Origin of the sequence: Flavobacterium sp. 103 (assembly GCF_003096795.1) — a bacterium.
Taxonomy (GTDB): Bacteria; Bacteroidota; Bacteroidia; order Flavobacteriales; family Flavobacteriaceae; genus Flavobacterium.
The window spans coordinates 2,439,650-2,458,551 of the sequence record NZ_QENX01000001.1; the positions used below are offsets into that span (position 1 = coordinate 2,439,650).

Here is an 18,902-nt window from a genome sequence, read left to right on the forward strand (position 1 = left end):
TTTCTTGTTATTATATTAGAAATTAACGTTTAAACCTAACGTAAAAGTGATTGGTCTTGGGTATAAATTATTATCTATACCTACTGTCTGTCCTGCAGCAAGAGGATTTGAAACCTCAGGATCCAATCCTTTATAGTCAGTAAGAACAAATACGTTTTGAGCTGCTACCGTTAATTGAACTAATGGCGCTTTTTCTTTTTGATTAAAAGTATATCCAAGGCTTAGGTTGTCTAATCTTACAAATGAAGCATCTTGAACATAGTAGTCAGAATGTAATTGTTTGTCGTTTGATACTGTAAAACCAGTGTATAATAAATCTTTGGTACCATTATTTAAATAATTACCATTTGTTGTGATAACATTAGCCTCAGTACCGTTGTTTGAATCTACGTTGTTGTAGTTGAAATTACCCCAACTTCCTCTAAAGTTCATAGCCAATAACCAATTTTTGTATGACAAACTTGTATTTGCGCCATAAAAAATATCTGCATTAGGTTTGTGAAAACGATATAAATCTTTGTCGTTAACAATTCCGTCTTTATTTCGGTCAATAAATACACCATCTAATGGTTTGCCATCAGCTCCGTATGCTTGTTCAAATACTAAAAATGAATTTGGAGCATATCCTACTTGTAAGTTTTGAATAGTGTTACCTGTTCCACCTTGAATTCCACCAACATTAAGTCCTGGAGTGTCTGGTTGAGTAGTTGTTAACTTGGTAACCTCACTGTGTTGGAACGTAATGTTACCTCCAATGTTCCATTCCCAATTGTCATCTTTTACTGGAATGAAGTTCGCAGCAATTTCTAAACCGTTAGCTTTAACAGATCCAATGTTGTAATTGTCTTGATCTGAGAATCCAAAGAAAGCAGGATTGAATGTTTTCAATAATAAATCATTTGTTTCTTTTTGGTATACATCTACACTACCAGTGATTCTGTTTTTCAAGAAACCAAAATCAAGACCAGCGTTTATAGATTCTGTTTGTTCCCATTTCAAGTTACTATTGTACGGCTGTGGTCTGTATGTATTATAGTAGTTTCCACCAAATGGGTATTGAGCAGTACTGTTAGATACTAAATACAATGGAATAGATGGGTAAAGTACTCCAATGTCTTGTTGTCCAGTAACCCCCCAGCTTAATCTTAATTTAAGGGATGATACACTTTCCACATCTTTCAAAAAGCCTTCGTCGTTAATTTTCCAAGCAAAAGCTACTGCTGGGAAACCAGCCCAACGATTGTCAGTAGTAAAACGGGAAGTACCGTCATATCTATATGAAGCAGTTAATAAATATTTATCTGCAAAAGTAAAATTACCTCTGGCAAAGAACGATTGTAAATTTAAATTTGTTGCTGTTACTGGAGTATTTACATTTTGATTACTTTCATAAGTATAATTGTTTTGAGTTCCATTATTGTAAAAGTTTTGGTAGTTGTAACCTGCAGTTACATCATAAGCTAAACTTGCAGCCTCAACTGAGCCTTTATAATTTAAGTACAAATCCATCAATTTGTTGAAATTAGTACTCGTATTTCTGTAGGTGTTATTGAATCCTGAACCATTCAAGCCATTTTTATAATCAGCATTTGTATTACCATAAGAAGCTCCACTGTTTTGATCGTAACCAAAGTTTGCAGTAGCTTTTAAATCTGGTAAGAAATGCATTTTATAGTCAAATTGAATATTTCCAATACTTCTGAAAGAGTTCCCTAAATTGTTTTGTTGATTAATCAACGATAAAGGGTTTGTACTAGAGTTAGGTGTAATTTTATCTGGCGCATCATACCATTGGAAATATGTTCCATCAGCATTTTTAACAACTTGAGTAGGATCATAAACTACAGCAGCTCCAACAGCTCCACGATTACTGTAGTTGTTAACCATAGAAGAAGTATTGTTGTTCAATTCCACTCTTAAGTGTTTGTCAAAAAAGTTGCCAACCAAAGCAGCTTGAAATGTTGTTCTTTGTAAATTGTCACGAAGTAAAATACCTTGTAAGTTAGCATAACCAACAGAAGCTCTATAAGTAAGATTATCAACACCACCACTAAAAGCAATATTGTTATCTGTTCCGTAAGCCGTTCTGTAAATTTCTTTTTGCCAATCTGTAGAAGCAGTACCTAATAAACCTACTTTAGAAGCGTCACCATTAGCATTAACAAAAGTTCTGTATTCATCAGCAGATAAAACATCTACTTGATTAGTTACTTGAGAAACTTGGAAATTCCCATTATAAGTTACTTTAAGATCCCCAGTTTTTCCTTTTTTGGTAGTAATAATTACAACACCATTAGAAGCACGAGATCCATAAATTGCAGTAGCAGAAGCATCTTTCAAAACGGTAATAGACTCAATATTGTTTTGATTGATGGTAGATAATGGGTTTCTACCTCCATTTATTCCTCCAGATTGTACTGCTACTCCGTCAATAACATATAACGGGTCATTATTTGCAGTCAAAGATGAACCTTGACGAATTCTGATTACCGCAGACTCACCTGGAGATCCTCCGGCAGCGATAACTTGCATACCAGCTACTCTACCAGTAATCATGGCATCGGCAGAAGTTACAGGTCCTTTGTTGAAGTCTTTAGTAGTTAAAGCAGTAACGTTTCCTGTAGCATCTTTTTTCTTAACAGAACCGTATCCTACTTGTACAACAACCTCTTTTAATTGATTAGAATCTTCTTGAAGTTTAATTGTTAATGAGGTTTGAGATCCAACAACAACAGTCCTAGTAGAGTACCCCATATAAGAGATGCTTAGCACATCTGTGGGTTTTACATTGGTCAATTGAAATTTACCGTCAAAACCTGTTGAAGCGCCTGTGGCACTTCCTTCTATTCTTACATTCACTCCTGGAATGGGTAGACCTGATACATTATCAACCACCGTTCCTTCAACTTTGTTCTGGGCCATTGCACAAAACGGAAGTAGGAGTAATAAAAATAACAACTTTCTATAAATTGTTTTCATACTTTTTGTTTAAATTAATTGTTTTTTTGGTTAAGTTTTGTTTAAGTTTTTTTACTTCGAATTTCAAAATTAAGAATTAATTAACACGCTCGACATGACAGAAATCAGACTGCGTTACGAAAACGTGATAGTGTTGAAAACTTTGCTTTTTATATTTATTTTTATGCGAATATTTACAATAAATAAAAAATTATGTTACCTTTATTAAGAAATGATTAGTACAATATAGTAATGCCACATTTATGAAGAAAAAAATAACTCTAAAGCAAATTGCTAAAGAATTGGATGTTTCAATTTCTACTGTTTCAAAATCTCTTAGGAACAGTCCGGAAATAGGTGAAGAAACAAGATTAAAAGTTCAAGCATTTGCAAAATTCTATCATTATAAACCCAATAATATTGCCCTTAGCCTTAAAAACCGAAAAACCAAAACGATCGGTATTATTATCCCCGAAATTGTTCACCATTTTTTTTCCACCGTTATCAATGGTATTGAGCAAATAGCCAATGAAAACGGATACAGTGTAGTGATCTGTTTGTCCGATGATTCTTTTGATAAAGAAGTATTAAATATGGAACTTTTGGCTAATGGAAGTATAGATGGTTTTATTATGTCATTGTCTAAAGAGACTCAATTTAAAGGAGATTTTCATCATATTACCGAAGTAATAAATCAAGGTATGCCTGTTGTAATGTTTGATAGAGTTACCAATGAAGTATTGTGCGATAAAGTAATTATTGATGACAAACAAGCTGCATATGAAGCTGTACAAAGCTTGATTGATAAAGGACGAAAAAAAATTGCATTGGTCACTACAGTTGATTATGTAAGTGTCGGTAAATTGAGAACTGACGGATATGTTAAAGCGTTATTGGATAATAATTTACCATTTGACGAGAACTTGATCATTAAAATCGAAGATATTGATACTTGCGAAATCATTATAGGTAAATTACTGGAAGATGAGGCTATTGATGCTGTTTTTGCAGTAAATGAAATTTTTGCCGTAACCTGTATCAAAACGGCTAATAAAATTGGATTGAATGTCCCGAAAGATCTTGCCGTAATTGCTTTTACGGATGGTATGATTTCTAAATATTCAACTCCAACGATTACGACAGTGAGTCAAAGTGGAGTGAAAATGGGAAATCGTGCTGCCAAAATTATTATCGACCGATTGGAGTCTGAAGATGAAGATGAATCTGAGAATTATATAACGGAGGTGATTGAAACCTATTTGGTAGAAAGAGAATCTACAGGTTGATTTTTTAGAAAACCTAAAATAATGTTTTCAATTGCTTAACCTTTTAATAACTTTTAAATAAATCAGTATCTAATCATTTGCTTTTGTGATCGAATACTAAAATATAAATCGAATGGATTCAACTCTGTTCGATTTTTTTGTTTTGTCAATTCTAAAATAATTTGCAAAAAAAATACGTATTTTATTAATTACTACAACCTTGTAGTTAAAAAAAATGATTATTTTTAGGTTTTATTGAATATAAACAAAAAAGATTTTTATATATTTACTCCCCGTTTATAGCTTTTCTTTTACTTCGAAAATAAGATGAGTTTTTTTATAGCGATAATTTAGTCGTGTTTTATTTTTTCCAATACGATGAAATCTTAAAAAAGGAATTCATAAATAGTATTGTGATTTAATGAATTTTTACAAGTGTATGGTTAATGAATTTTAAGAAAGTTTATCTAGTAAGGATAAGTCTCTTTAACTATTCCATGTTATTATCAAAGCAATTTTTATAGAAACAATTAAATCCAGAGAAGACTATGTTCAGTCATTTTTGAATTTAATAAATGTTAATTATTTAAAAAATAATGAACAGATTTGTTTCAATTTGTAAGTTAGTTTTGATAACAATAATTTGAGCCAAACTTCATTTTGTATTATTTGTAAATTTTCATTATCAATTTTTGTTGATATAATCAAAAAAAACTATAGAGTAAACAGTGTGTTTATCAAGTAAATATGTAAATTTTTAATAATGGAAAAACCGAAATTAAGTTTTTGGCAGATATGGAATTTAAGTTTTGGATTCTTAGGGGTTCAGATAGGCTATTCTTTGCAAAATGGAAACACAAGTAGAATATTAGAAGCTTTAGGAGCGGATGTTCATAGTATAGGTTATTTTTGGTTGGCTGCACCTTTGGCAGGTTTGGTTGTCCAGCCCATTATTGGTCTTTCGAGCGATAAAACGTGGACCAAATTAGGAAGACGTATTCCTTTTATATTTTTTGGAGCGATTGTTTCTGCAATGGCCATGTTCTTTATGCCAAATGCAGAGTACTTCACATATTTGTTGCCACCGTTGGTTTTTGGAGCTGTAATGTTGTTGTTAATGGACACATCATTTAATGTTACCATGCAGCCATTTAGAGCTCTTGTGGGAGATATGGTAAATGATGAACAACGCAATCTTGGATATTCACTTCAAAGTGCTTTAATCAATTTTGGTGCAGTTTTCGGGTCATTATTGCCTTGGATTTTAGTTAAAATCGGTATGTCTAATGTGCCGGCTGCAGGTGAAAAAGTAGCCGAATCAGTAATCTGGTCTTTTTATATTGGCGGTACCATATTGTTGGGAACAGTGCTTTGGACAGTTTTAAGAACCAAAGAATACGCTCCAAAAGAGCATGCTGAATACAATAAAATTGACCTAAATGCTCCTGAAAAAAAGGAAAAAACAAGCATTTTTACATTGATAGGAAATGCGCCAAAAATCTTTTGGCAATTGGGAATTGTTCAGTTTTTCTCTTGGTTTGCCTTGTTTTTAATGTGGGTTTATACCACAAGAGCAATTGCTAATCAAGTTTGGGGACATGGAGTTGCTTTAGACGCAAAATCAATTGGTTTCAACGAAGCTGGAGACTGGACAGGAGTAATGTTTGCTTTCTATAGTGGTGTAGCAGCTGTGTTTTCCTTGCTTATTCCTTCGATTGCAAAATCAATTGGAAGAAAAAAGACATACAGTTTTTCACTTGTATTAGGAGGATTAGGATTGATTTCTATGTTTTTAGTTGAAGACAAAAATATGTTGTTGCTTTCAATTTCGGGGGTAGGATTAGCTTGGGCAGCTATTTTGGCAATGCCTTATGCTATGTTATCAGGTTCATTGCCGGCAGATAAAATGGGAGTATATATGGGGCTTTTTAACGCTACGATAACAATACCTCAAATCGCAGCGGGTATATTAGGTAGTACTTTGATTGCACTTTTTGGAGGTAATCCAATGGCAATTATTGTAATTGCTGGAGTTTCCATGTTAATAGCAGGTTCAGCTGTATTTTTCGTCAAAGAAAAAGTACAACTATAAAATAAATAATAAGCAGAATTATAATGAAAAAGAGAAAAGGATTTATTTTTGATTTAGATGGTGTAATTGTTGACACAGCGAAGTATCATTTTTTGGCATGGAAAAAAATTGCAAATGAATTAGGAATTGACTTCACATTAGAACATAATGAATTATTAAAAGGGGTGAGTCGAGTTCGTTCCTTGGATATAATCCTTGAATTAGGAAAAATTGAAGCTTCACAAGAAGATAAAGACAAATGGTTAATCCAAAAAAATGAAGATTATCTTTCGTATTTAGTAGATATGAATGAGACTGAGATTTTGCCTGGTGTGATGAAAGTATTAAAATTTTTAAAAGCAAACAATCAGCCTATTGCTTTAGGTTCGGCTAGTAAGAATGCTAAGCCTATTCTTGAAAAAACAGGAACTCTTGCTTTTTTTGACGCAATCGTTGATGGGAATGATGTTGTAAATGCTAAGCCAGATCCTGAAGTTTTTCTTCATGCTGCTCGATTATTAAATGTGGACAATGAAGATGCAATTGTTTTTGAAGATTCTGTTGCTGGAGTTCAAGCTGCCAACATTGCCAAAATGGTGAGCATTGGTATTGGTGAAGAAGACACGCTTCATGAAGCAGAATATATTTTTAAAGATTTCACTCAAATAAGTACCACATTTTTGGAATTATTAATAAACAACTAAAACAAAAAATAAGGTTGCAGCCGAATGAAGCAAAGAGGTGTTTTATTCTTAAACTTCAAGCCTTACCCCTTAAAAAAACATAAAATGAATCAAGATTATATAAAACCAGATAATTGGTCTATCATTGAAGAAGGATTTGATAGAGAGAGTGTAAAATCATCTGAAAGTCTTTTTAGTATCGGAAATGGTGCGATGGGACAGAGAGCGAATTTTGAGGAGAATTATTCAGGAGAAACTTTTCAAGGAAGTTATATTGCAGGAATTTATTATCCAGACAAAACTAAAGTGGGTTGGTGGAAAAACGGATATCCAAAATATTTTGCTAAAGTTTTGAATGCTCCAAACTGGATTGGAATTAATATTGAAATCAATGGAGAAGATTTTGATTTGAACACCTGTAGTGAGGTTAAAAATTTTCGTCGTGAATTGAATATGAAAGAAGGTTGGTACCATCGTTCTTTTCAAGCGACTTTGAAAAATGGAACTGAAGTAGCGGTTGAAATCCGTCGTTTTCTTTCTTTGGATTTGGATGAAGTTGGGGTAATCAACTATGAAATCACACCTTTGAATAAAGATGCAAAAATCATTTACAAACCATATATCGATGCTGGTGTAACCAATGAAGATGCTAACTGGGAAGAAAAATTCTGGGAGCCGTTAGACGTTAAAAAATCAGGGAATGAAGCTTTTGTTACAGCTCAAACTTTTAAAACGCATTTTAAAGTAACAACCTTTATGCAAAATACTATTTGGGCTAGGGGGGAAAAACAAAATATGTCTCCAACATCAGTAGATACAATAGCAGATAAAATTTTATTTTATTATGATGTTATTGTTGCAAAAGGAGAAAAATCAGCAATTCAAAAAATTGGAGGATATACGGTTTCGTTAAATCACACCGATACAATTTCGGCAGCTGAAAATGTTATTCATGCTGCTTTAGCAAAAGGATATGACCAATTATTGCAAGATCAAATTGATGCTTGGGCCAAAATTTGGGAGATGTCAGATATCACTATTGATGGAGACGTAAAAGCACAACAAGGAATTCGTTTCAATATTTTCCAATTGAACCAAACCTACTTAGGAAAAGATTCTCGTTTGAATATTGGACCAAAAGGATTCACTGGAGAAAAATACGGTGGATCTACTTATTGGGACACTGAGGCATATTGCATTCCATTTTATATGGCTACAAAAGACCAACAAGTGGCCCGTAATTTATTGACGTATCGTTACAATCAGTTGGACAAAGCCATTGAAAACGCTGAAGTAAACTTAGGTTTCAAAAACGGAGCAGCTTTGTATCCAATGGTTACCATGAATGGAGAGGAATGTCATAACGAATGGGAAATCACCCACGAAGAAATCCACAGAAACGGAGCTATCGCTTTTGCGATTTATAATTACCACCGTTTTACTGGCGATTACTCTTATATTCCTGAAAAAGGACTGGAAGTATTAATTGGTATTGCTCGTTTTTGGCACCAAAGAGCTTCTTTCTCCAAAAACAAAAATCAATATATGATTTTGGGTGTAACGGGGCCAAATGAATACGAAAACAACATCAACAATAATTTCTATACCAATTATATAGCCAAATGGTGTATTGATTATGCTTATGAGCAAATTCAAAAAGTTTCATTGGAATATCCTTCTGACCATAAACGTATTATGGAAAAAGTGAAGTTGTCTGAAACGGAGTTGAAAGAATGGAATAAAGTGGCGGGTAATATGTATTTCCCAAGATCGGAAGAAATGGGGATTTACTTGCAACAAGATGGTTTCTTGGATAAAGATTTAGTTCGAGTAAAAGATTTAGATCGTTCACAAAGACCAATCAACCAAAAATGGTCTTGGGATCGTGTGTTGCGTTCTCCTTATATCAAACAAGCTGACGTTTTACAGTGTTTCTACTTCTTCGAAGATCATTTTTCTAAAGACGAATTGGAACGTAATTTTGATTTCTATGAATCATTTACGGTACATGAAAGTTCGCTTTCACCATGCGTACACTCGATTCAAGCGGCTTTGTTGGATAAAATGGATATGGCGTATGCCTTTTATTTAAGAACTTCTCGTTTAGACCTTGATGATTATAACAAAGAGGTTGAAGAAGGTTGTCACATTACATCGATGGCTGGAACTTGGATGAGTATTGTTGAAGGATTTGGTGGAATGAGAGTAAAAAATGATGCATTGCATTTCTCTCCAAAAATTCCAAAAGAATGGGAAGGCTATTCCTTTAAAATCAATTTTAGAAATCAGATTTTAAAAATTGCGGTAGATCATAAGGAAACCAAATTATCCTTAGAAGGAACTGAAGCCCTTACTGTTTATGTAAACGGCGCGCCTGTTTTGGTTCAACCAAAAAACTAAAATCAAGCAATAACAAACCCTTTCTTAGTTGTACTTCGAAAGGGTTTTAAAATTATAGACGAAATGAAGAAAGCAATCATCTTCCTATTTTTCATCTCTACATCAATTTTTGCACAAATTGATAGAGTTGAACCTCCTTTTTGGTACGCAGGAATGCACAATCCAGAATTGCAGATTATGTTTTACGGCAAAAATATTGCTGAAAATGAAGTGGCAGCATCCAATAATATTGTTATCAAAGATGTGAAAAAAACCGAAAATCCGAATTATCTTTTTGTTTCGATCGATACTAAAAATGTAACAGCACAAGATTTAGTTTTTTCATTTTCGAAAAACAAAAAAGTAACTTTCACCAAAAAATACAGTTTAAAACAAAGAAGAGAAAATTCAGCTTCAAGAAAAAGTTACGATGCTTCTGATTTGATTTATCTTGTGATGTCCGACCGTTTTGCCAATGGAAATCCTAAAAATGACAGCGATAAATCGGTTGTTGAAAAAGGAAACAGAGCACTTCCCGGAGGAAGACACGGTGGTGATATTGCGGGTATGATTCAGCATTTAGATTACATAAAAGAATTGGGAGCTACGGCGCTTTGGCCAACGCCGCTTTGTGAGGATAATGATAAGGCTTATTCTTATCACACCTACGGACAATCGGATGTTTATAAAATTGATCCTCGTTTTGGAACCAATGATGAATACGTAAAACTTTCTGCTGAATTGCACAAACGTGAGATGAAATTGATCATGGATTATGTAACCAACCATTGGGGAGCAGAGCATTGGATGATGAAGGATTTGCCAACTTATGAATGGATTCATCAATTTCCGGGTTATGCCCAAACCAATTATAGGATGACTACACAGTTTGATCCCAATGCATCCCAGATTGATGCCAAAATGTGTATGGACGGTTGGTTTGTGAAATCAATGCCTGATTTGAATCAGTCTAATCCATTGGTAAATACCTATTTGAAACAAAACGCCATTTGGTGGATTGAATATGCTGATTTAGACGGTTTCCGTGTAGATACTTATTCTTATTGCGACAAGAAAGGAATCGCTGAATGGACAAAAGCAATAACAGATGAATACCCAAATTTCAATATCGTTGGGGAAGTCTGGATGCATGATCAGGCGCAAATGGCTTATTGGCAAAAAGACAGTAAAATTGCTGCGATAGAAAATTACAATTCGTATTTGCCATCTGTTATGGATTTTACCTTGAATGATGTGTTCGCCAAAGTATTCAATGAAGATAATGGCAAGTGGAATGAAGGAATGGTAAATGTTTATGAGAATTTTACCAATGACTTTTTATATCCGAATATCAATAGTATTATGACTTTTGTTGAAAATCATGACACGAACCGTTTCAATGAAATTTACCAAAAGGATTTTTCGAAATATAAAATGGCTATGACTTTGTTGGCAACAGTTCGCGGAATTCCTCAGATTTATTATGGCTCCGAAATTGGAATGGCAGGAAGTAAAGACAAAGATGGAGATGCCGCCATTCGCCAGGATTTTCCGGGAGGCTGGGCTGGAGACAGTAATAATGCTTTCGCAAAAGAAGGAAGAACAACTGAACAACAACAGTTTTTTGATTTTTCATCTCAATTATTCAACTGGAGAAAATCGAATGATGTGGTTCATTTTGGAAAAATGAAACATTACATTCCTGAGAACAACGTGTATGTGTATTTCAGATATACCGATTCGAAATCAGTAATGGTGGTCATCAATAACAATAAAGAATCTAAAACTTTTCCAACGAATCGTTTTCAAGAAAGTATTTTAAATTATAAAACAGGAATCGATGTGCTTTCTGGAAAAACTATTGATCTGAAAAATGACATTGCGATTGAAGGAAAATCTGTTTTGATTTTAGAATTGAAATAAAAGTTAAAAAATGAAAAATATTTTTTTATTCCTATTAGTTTCAAGTATCTCGTTTGCCCAAAACACAAACAGAAAATTTGAAAGTTATAAAGTAGTCCAAAACACCTTAGAAATTAAAACATCGGATGGGCAGTATTTCATTAAGCCTTATTCGGATAAAATTGTCGAAACCACTTTTTTGCCAACAGGCGAAAAAGTGAATTCCAATTCTCATGCTGTTGTTTTAACGCCTTCGAAATCAGTTTTCAAATTAAAACAAACTCAAAATGAGATTGTGTTTTCATCAAACGGAATTACAGTTTCTGTTATTAAAAGTCCATTTCAAATTAGCTATTTGTACAAAAACAAGCCGTTGATTTCTGAGAAAAACGGATATGTAAAAAGAGAAAATGCTAGCAAAGAACAGCCAAAAGAAACTTTGGAGTTTAATGTAGATGGAACCGAAGCGCTTTACGGTGCAGGAGCTCGCGTGTTGGGAATGAACCGTCGCGGGAATCGTTTGGAATTGTACAACCAAGCCGATTATGGATATGGAACGCATTCCAAAAAGATGAATTTCTCGATTCCGCTTGTAATGTCTTCCAAAATTTATGCGGTGCATTTTGATAATGGCGCCATTGGTTGGTTGGATTTGGACAGCAAAAAAGACAATACTTTGGTTTATGAAACAATCTCGGGGCGCAAAACATATCAAGTAATTGTTGGTGATTCTTGGGCCGATTTGACTTCAAATTACACTTCATTGACAGGAAGACAACCTCTTCTTCCTCGCTGGGCTTTGGGGAATTTTTCGAGCCGATTTGGATATCATTCTCAAGAGGAAGTGACCAAAACCATAGACAAATATATCAAAGACGAAATCCCGGTAGATGCGATAATTCTAGATTTATATTGGTTTGGAAAAACTGTTCAGGGAACAATGGGTAATTTAGATTGGGACAAAGATAATTTTTCCGATCCGAAGAAAATGATAAGCGATTTGAACAGCAAAGGAGTTAAGACCATTCTGATTACGGAACCTTTTATTTTGACAACTTCAAGTAAATGGCAAGAAGCGGTTGATAAGAAAGTATTGGCAACAGATCAAGCCGGAAATCCATTCAAATATGATTTTTATTTTGGAAATACAGGACTTGTTGATGTTTTTAAACCAGAAGGAAAAACTTGGTTTTGGAACATTTATAAAAATTTGATCAACCAAGGAGTTGGTGGTTGGTGGGGGGATTTGGGCGAGCCTGAAGTATTTCCGTCAGCGTCATTTACCGCACAAGGAAAAGCAGATGAAGTACATAATATTTATGGGCATACTTGGGCAAAATTGATTCGCGATGGGTACAAAACTGATTTTCCAGCTGTACGCCCATTTATTCTAATGCGAGCCGGATATTCTGGATCCCAAACTTACGGTATGATTCCGTGGTCTGGTGATGTGGGCCGTTCTTGGGAAGGACTGCAGGCTCAACCTGAAATTGCTCTGCAAATGGGTATGCAGGGAATGGGCTATATGCACTCGGATTTGGGTGGATTTGCAGGAGATTATTTTGATAATGAATTGTATGTTCGCTGGTTGCAATATGGTGTTTTCCAGCCTATTTATCGTCCGCATGCACAGGAAGATGTACCTTCGGAGCCTGTATATAAAGACATTGTGACTAAGGCTAAAGCCAAAAAACAAATTGAGTTGCGTTACCAAATGTTGCCCTACAATTATACGTTGGCTTTTGAAAATAACAACAAAGGTTTACCCTTGATGCGTCCTTTGTTTTTTGAGGAACCGACAAATGAAAAGTTATTGAATTCTTGTGATTCTTATTTGTGGGGGAATGATTTTCTGGTGACTCCGATTACCAAAGCAGGAGTTACCAATACGACCGTTTATTTCCCGAAAAATAGTAATTGGTATGATTTTTATACTGGTGTCAAACACGAAGCAGGTGCTACAGAAAACATCCCTGTTTCAGCAGATAATATTCCTGTTTTTGTTCGTGGTGGTGCTTTTGTTCCTATGATTAAAACGATTCAAAACACGACAAAATATTCGTTGGCTAATTTTGATCTGCATTTCTATTTTGATGAAAAAGTTGCGTCAAGCACCGGAAAATTGTACAATGACGATGGAGTAACGCCAAATGCTTTCGAAAAGGGAGCTTATGAAATATTGAATTTTTCAAGCAACACAACTCCAAAATTAATTATGCTGAAAGTAAATACAGCTGTTGGGAAAGCATTTACGAGCACGGATAAAAATGTGACCTTATTGGTTCATAATATCAGCGCTAAACCGACTAAAGTTACCATCAACGACGTAAATATTGATTTTAAAACGGATGCAAACACAGTTGAAATTCCGGTAGTATTGAAAAAAGGATTAGATAACGAAATTAAAATACAATTATGATGAATAGAAAAGTAATAGTATCGTTGTTTGTTTTATTGGCAACAACCCTTGTTTTTGCACAAGCAAAAAAGAATTCGAAGGTTAATTTTAAAGCAAAAACAGAAAAAACACCATTTGTATGGGAAGGCGCTAATTTGTATTTTTTGATGACAGATCGTTTTAATAATGGTGATAAATCAAATGATATAAATTTTAACAGAAACAAGATTACTGGAAAACTTCGTGGTTTTGAAGGGGGAGATCTGAAAGGAATTATTCAAAAAATAGACGAAGGATATTTTACAAAACTAGGAATCAATGTGATTTGGTTTACACCCGTAGTTGAGCAAATTCATGATGGAGTTGATGAAGGAACGGGTTTGAGCTACGGATTTCACGGCTATTGGACAAGAGACTGGACGGCATTGGACCCTAACTTCGGAACCAAAAAAGATTTGGCCGAGTTGGTCAAAAAAGCCCATGCCAAAGGAATTCGCATCATGCTTGACGGTGTAATCAATCATACTGGGCCAGTTACTCCAGTAGATACTGTTTGGCCTGAAGGTTGGGTTCGTACAGGCCCTAAATGTCAATACAATAATTTTGAGAATACAACTGCATGTACATTAGTTGCTAATTTACCCGATGTAAAAACAGAAAGCAAAGAAGAAGTGGCATTGCCTCCTTTTTTGGTTGAAAAATGGAAAGCTGAAGGAAGATATGATAAAGAGGTAGCTTCATTGGACGCTTTTTTTAAGAGAACCGGTTATCCAAGAACTCCTAAGTATTATATCATAAAATGGTTGACAGATTATATCACCGAGTTTGGAATCGATGCTTACAGAGCCGATACCGTTAAACATACGGACGAAAGCGTTTGGGCCGATTTCAAAACACAATGCGATTATTCATTCGCGCAATGGAAGAAAAACAATCCAACAAAAGTCTTGGACAATAATCCTTTTTACACAATTGCAGAGGTTTATAATTACAACATCAGTAACGGAAAGTTATTCGACTTCGGGGATAAAAAAGTAAATTATTACGAGAATGGTTTTACGGCGATGATCAATTTTGAATTCAAAAGTGATGCCCAAAAAGACTATGCTTCTTTATTTTCAAAATACTCAGTTTTACTTAATGGTCAATTGAAAGGGAATAGCGTTTTGAATTATTTGTCTTCTCATGACGATGGTGGTCCATTCGATGCCAAACGTACCAAAAGTATTGAAAGCGCAACAAAACTATTGTTAACTCCTGGTATTTCTCAAGTATATTATGGCGATGAATCGGCACGTTCCCTTGTTGTCGAAGGTACTCAAGGCGATGCCACATTGCGTTCTTTTATGAATTGGGACGCTGTAAATACAAATCTCGAAACTAAAAAAGTGCTATTGCATTGGCAAAAATTGGGTCAGTTTAGAAACAATCATCCATCGGTTGGAGCTGGTGTGAATGCTGAAATTTCAGCAAAACCGCTCGTGTGTTCTAGAACTTTTACCAAAGGAAAATATTCAGACACAGTAGTAATCGGTTTGGATCTGGCTACCGGAAAGAAAGAAATTCCTGCGGGTTCCGCCTTCAAAGAGGGGGCCAAAATAAGAGATGCCTATTCCGGCAAAATGGGAACAGTTACAAATGGAAAAGTAGTAATCGATAGCGAGTTTGATATTGTATTATTAGAATTAAAAAAATAGTTAGTTAGTTATTTAGTAGTTTTGAATTGAAACGCCTTTAGAAATGAAGGCGTTTTTTATTTTCTTACTTTTGTATACTATGGATAAAATACTTAAAATAGGACATCGTGGAGCCAATGGATACGAACCTGAAAATACCCTGATTTCTTTTGAAAAAGCAATACAAATGGGAGCAGACGGAATTGAATTGGATGTACATCTCAGTTTAGACGGCCATTTGATTGTAATCCATGACGAAACCATTGATAGAACGACCAACGGTAAAGGTGTTGTAAATCAATTGAACTTGCAGGAATTAAAGTCTTTTAGAATCAATGAGAAGTATACCATTCCAACATTGGAAGAGGTTTTGGATTTGGTCAATCAAAGATGTTTTGTAAATATTGAATTGAAAAATCAGGATACAGCTGAGAAAGTGGTTCAAATAATAGAACATTATATTTCAGACAAAAATTGGAATCGCAATCATTTTATAGTATCGAGTTTTGATTGGAATGCACTGCAACAAGTTCGGTTCTTAAATGAAAACATCCGAATTGGAGTTTTGACAGAAACCGATTTGGATTTGGCCCTTTCTTTCGCTCGATTCATGAAAGCAGAAGCATTACACCCCGATTTTCAATTGTTAAGTAATAAATATACCTCCAAAATTCAGGAGAAAGGTATAAAGGTTTTCCCTTGGACAGTAAATGAAATTGATGATATTCAAAAAATGAAATCATACAAAGTAGATGGCATAATCACCGATTTTTTGGATAGAATTTAAAGGGTTTTGAACTTACATTCTTTCAGAAACGAATGCTTACCTTTGCATTCAAAATTATTTGGTGCTTTTTATTTTTAAAAATAAAATCACAAATAATGAAATCTATTCAATCTATTCCCTTTCATAATCATGAATCAAAATTTTGACATACTCGTTGTAGGCGGTGGAGCTGCAGGTTTTTTTACCGCTATCAATATCGTGGAGAAAAACCCGAAAATTAAGGTTGCCATCCTTGAAAGAGGAGCCGAGGTGTTAGGAAAAGTTCGTGTTTCTGGAGGCGGACGTTGCAATGTGACCCATGCCTGTTTTGAACCCAATGAACTGGTGAAATTTTACCCTCGAGGCGAAAAAGAACTGCGAGGTCCTTTTCATCAATTTTGTTCTGGAGATACCATTGAATGGTTCGAGAAACATGGAGTGGAGTTGAAAATTGAAGAAGATGGGCGTATGTTTCCCGTTTCAAATTCTTCTCAAACTATTATTGACTGTTTCCTGAAAGCTACTCAAAAGCTTGGAATTTCGGTTCTTACGGGTCAGAGTGTTCAGTCCATTTTCAAAAAAGATAATTTTTGGAAAGTAGAAACTCAGAATGAAAATTACATTGCCGAAAAATTGGTACTTGCCACGGGAAGCAATCCTAAAATCTGGGAAATGCTTCAACAGCAAGGTCACGCGATTGTGAGTCCAGTTCCTTCTTTATTTACTTTTAATATAAAAGATCCCCGAATAAAAGAATTACCGGGTGTGGCGGCTCAAGTTACAGTAAAAGTAAAAGACACCAAATTGGTTTCAACTGGGCCATTATTAATCACGCATTGGGGAATGAGCGGTCCTGCAATCTTGAAATTATCGGCTTGGGGAGCGCGAATTTTATTCGATAAAAACTATCAGTTTACGATTTCTGTCAATTGGCTAAACGATATGGATGGCGAACAGGTAGAGAAAATATTAAAATCGTTGAAACAAGAACACGCTAAAAAAGCAGTTTCAAAAAAATCTCCTTTTGATTTTCCAAACCGTCTTTGGGAAAGTTTGGTTTTAGCATCGAATATTGAAGCGGAAACAAAATGGGCCGATTTATCTAAAACGCAATTACAAAATTTAGTAAATCAATTGACGAATAGTACTTTTCAAGTCAATGGAAAAAGCACTTTTAAAGAAGAATTTGTAACCGCTGGCGGAATCGATTTAAAAGAAATCAACTTCAAAACAATGGAAAGCAAACTGCATGAGAATCTATATTTTGCTGGAGAAATCGTGAATATTGACGCCATTACAGGAGGTTTTAATTTTCAGAATGCCTGGACAAGCGGGTTTATTGTGGCGAATTCTATATTGTAAAAAATTAATTAACAAAAATTTACATCGACTCTAAGTTTTTCTTATGGACTATTAGGATATATTTACTTTCAATAAATTCTTACTTATGAAGGTAAAATTACTTTTTGTCTTATCCTTACTTGCTTGTCAATTCAGTTATTCACAAACCGAAAAACTTCTTAAAGGAGTCGTTACATCAGACAATTTATTGCTGCAAAATGTGGAGGTAATCAACAAAACATCTAAAAAAAGCACCACTACAAATGACAAAGGAGAGTTTTTAATTCAAACTAAAGTCAATGACAGCCTGCTTTTTTATGCTAAAGATTTTAATTGGAAAAGGTTGAAAGTATCTAAAGAACAGATTGAGTTAAACAATCTACAAGTTGTAATGTTTAAAAAACCTGAAGAGTTAGAGGAGGTTGTAATTACAAAAATGAATGCTATAGATTTTTTAGGATCTAAAGAATACAGACAAGAAGTAGCAGATAAAGCAGCGGCGAAGAAAGCCTATGACAAAGCAAATGACCGTATAGGATATGATGGAACTATTGATAATCCATTCGATTTTGTTGCAATTGGCGGGAAAGTCTTAAATTTATTTCTAAAAGAAAAATTGCCTCCAGTTACCAAGATGACCTCGGATTTATTGGATAGAAAAAAAGTCGTTCGAACAGAAAATGAATTTGCAACATTAGCAAAAAACACTTGTGATCAAATTTTTTTTACGGAAAGTTTAAAATTAAAAACTGACGAAATTGATCTCTTTCTTCAGTTTTGTGATGCCGATCCCAAATCAAAAAAACTAATTGAAAACAATAATATTCTCAGCATGATGGATTTTTTATCGGCCAAGAATATTGAATTCCAAAAATTGAAAAATTGACATCCGTCTACCTATTCAGCCACCAAATACTCCCGTTTAAAACTGCTGCAAAACTTACCCAAAGTAAATAGGGAATAAATAAATAACCAGAAATTTTGTTGATTTTGGAAAATTGAATATAGGTTTCATAAATCATCAACCACAGAATGATTACTTCAAGCCCAGCCAACATTGGATTTTTTAGTCCAAAAAACAAATAAGACCACAAAGCGTTTAACGCTAATTGGATGGCGAAAAATTGTAATGCTTTTTTAACTATCTCTTTTTCAAAATCGATTCTGTCCCAAACCAATCCTGCTGCAATTCCCATCATTATATAAAGCATACTCCAAACAGGAGCAAAAATCCAATTGGGCGGATTAAAACTTGGTTTAATCAAAGTAGGATACCAAGTTGTTATGGCAGAACGGGTAACCATTCCGGAAAAATAACCCACTACAAGACAAGTAACAACAATCGATAATATTCGGGTAATCTTATTCATTTCTTATTATTTTAGCGAAGCCAAAATTACTTAAAACTTTCATAGGATTATCCAAATAAAGAAATAAACGATTTCAGTAAAAAAAGTATCTTT

12 protein-coding genes are annotated in these 18,902 nt (G+C 34.4%); 10 read left to right on the forward strand and 2 right to left on the reverse strand.

All coding sequences use genetic code 11. From position 1 onward, the window contains the following. Positions 1–15: 15 nt before the first annotated feature. Positions 16–2,979, reverse strand: a complete 2,964-nt coding sequence (locus C8C85_RS09950; protein ID WP_116796940.1) for a SusC/RagA family TonB-linked outer membrane protein — start codon at positions 2,977–2,979, stop codon at positions 16–18. Positions 2,980–3,221: 242 nt separating this feature from the next. Here C8C85_RS09950 and C8C85_RS09955 point away from each other — a divergent pair, with 242 nt between their 5' ends. The 10 genes from C8C85_RS09955 to C8C85_RS10000 all read left to right on the forward strand — a co-directional run bounded on the left by C8C85_RS09955 (position 3,222) and on the right by C8C85_RS10000 (position 18,325). Then, the gene (locus C8C85_RS09955; protein ID WP_116796941.1) at positions 3,222–4,244 is read left to right on the forward strand and encodes a LacI family DNA-binding transcriptional regulator; all 1,023 of its coding nucleotides are present in this window, start codon (positions 3,222–3,224) and stop codon (positions 4,242–4,244) included. 742 nt (positions 4,245–4,986) lie between these two features. Then, positions 4,987–6,315, forward strand: coding sequence for an MFS transporter (locus C8C85_RS09960; protein ID WP_173502897.1), 1,329 nt, complete (start codon positions 4,987–4,989; stop codon positions 6,313–6,315). A gap of 23 nt (positions 6,316–6,338) precedes the next feature. Continuing rightward, the gene (gene pgmB, locus C8C85_RS09965; RefSeq protein ID WP_116796943.1) at positions 6,339–6,998 is read left to right on the forward strand and encodes a beta-phosphoglucomutase; all 660 of its coding nucleotides are present in this window, start codon (positions 6,339–6,341) and stop codon (positions 6,996–6,998) included. An 84-nt stretch (positions 6,999–7,082) separates the two neighbouring features. After that, positions 7,083–9,377 (forward strand): glycoside hydrolase family 65 protein, encoded by a 2,295-nt coding sequence (locus C8C85_RS09970; RefSeq protein WP_116798449.1) that lies wholly within the window; start codon positions 7,083–7,085, stop codon positions 9,375–9,377. A 63-nt stretch (positions 9,378–9,440) separates the two neighbouring features. Next, positions 9,441–11,279, forward strand: coding sequence for a glycoside hydrolase family 13 protein (locus tag C8C85_RS09975; RefSeq protein ID WP_116796944.1), 1,839 nt, complete (start codon positions 9,441–9,443; stop codon positions 11,277–11,279). A gap of 10 nt (positions 11,280–11,289) precedes the next feature. Further along, on the forward strand, positions 11,290–13,677 hold the full coding sequence (locus C8C85_RS09980; RefSeq protein ID WP_116796945.1) for a TIM-barrel domain-containing protein: 2,388 nt from the start codon (positions 11,290–11,292) through the stop codon (positions 13,675–13,677). After that, entirely contained in the window at positions 13,674–15,353 is a 1,680-nt protein-coding gene (locus C8C85_RS09985) for an alpha-amylase family glycosyl hydrolase (protein ID WP_410501039.1), read from the forward strand. Before C8C85_RS09980 ends, C8C85_RS09985 begins: the two co-directional genes overlap by 4 nt. Positions 15,354–15,432: 79 nt before the next feature. Further along, positions 15,433–16,119, forward strand: a complete 687-nt coding sequence (locus C8C85_RS09990; protein WP_116796946.1) for a glycerophosphodiester phosphodiesterase — start codon at positions 15,433–15,435, stop codon at positions 16,117–16,119. Between the two features lie 129 nt (positions 16,120–16,248). Next, a complete protein-coding gene (locus C8C85_RS09995; RefSeq protein ID WP_116796947.1) occupies positions 16,249–17,460 on the forward strand; it encodes an NAD(P)/FAD-dependent oxidoreductase in 1,212 nt (403 codons plus the stop codon). Between the two features lie 85 nt (positions 17,461–17,545). Then, positions 17,546–18,325, forward strand: coding sequence for a hypothetical protein (locus tag C8C85_RS10000; RefSeq protein ID WP_116796948.1), 780 nt, complete (start codon positions 17,546–17,548; stop codon positions 18,323–18,325). Between the two features lie 7 nt (positions 18,326–18,332). Here the strand turns inward: C8C85_RS10000 and C8C85_RS10005 are convergent, their stop codons facing one another. After that, the gene (locus C8C85_RS10005; RefSeq protein ID WP_116796949.1) at positions 18,333–18,809 is read right to left on the reverse strand and encodes a TspO/MBR family protein; all 477 of its coding nucleotides are present in this window, start codon (positions 18,807–18,809) and stop codon (positions 18,333–18,335) included. Positions 18,810–18,902: the final 93 nt, after the last annotated feature.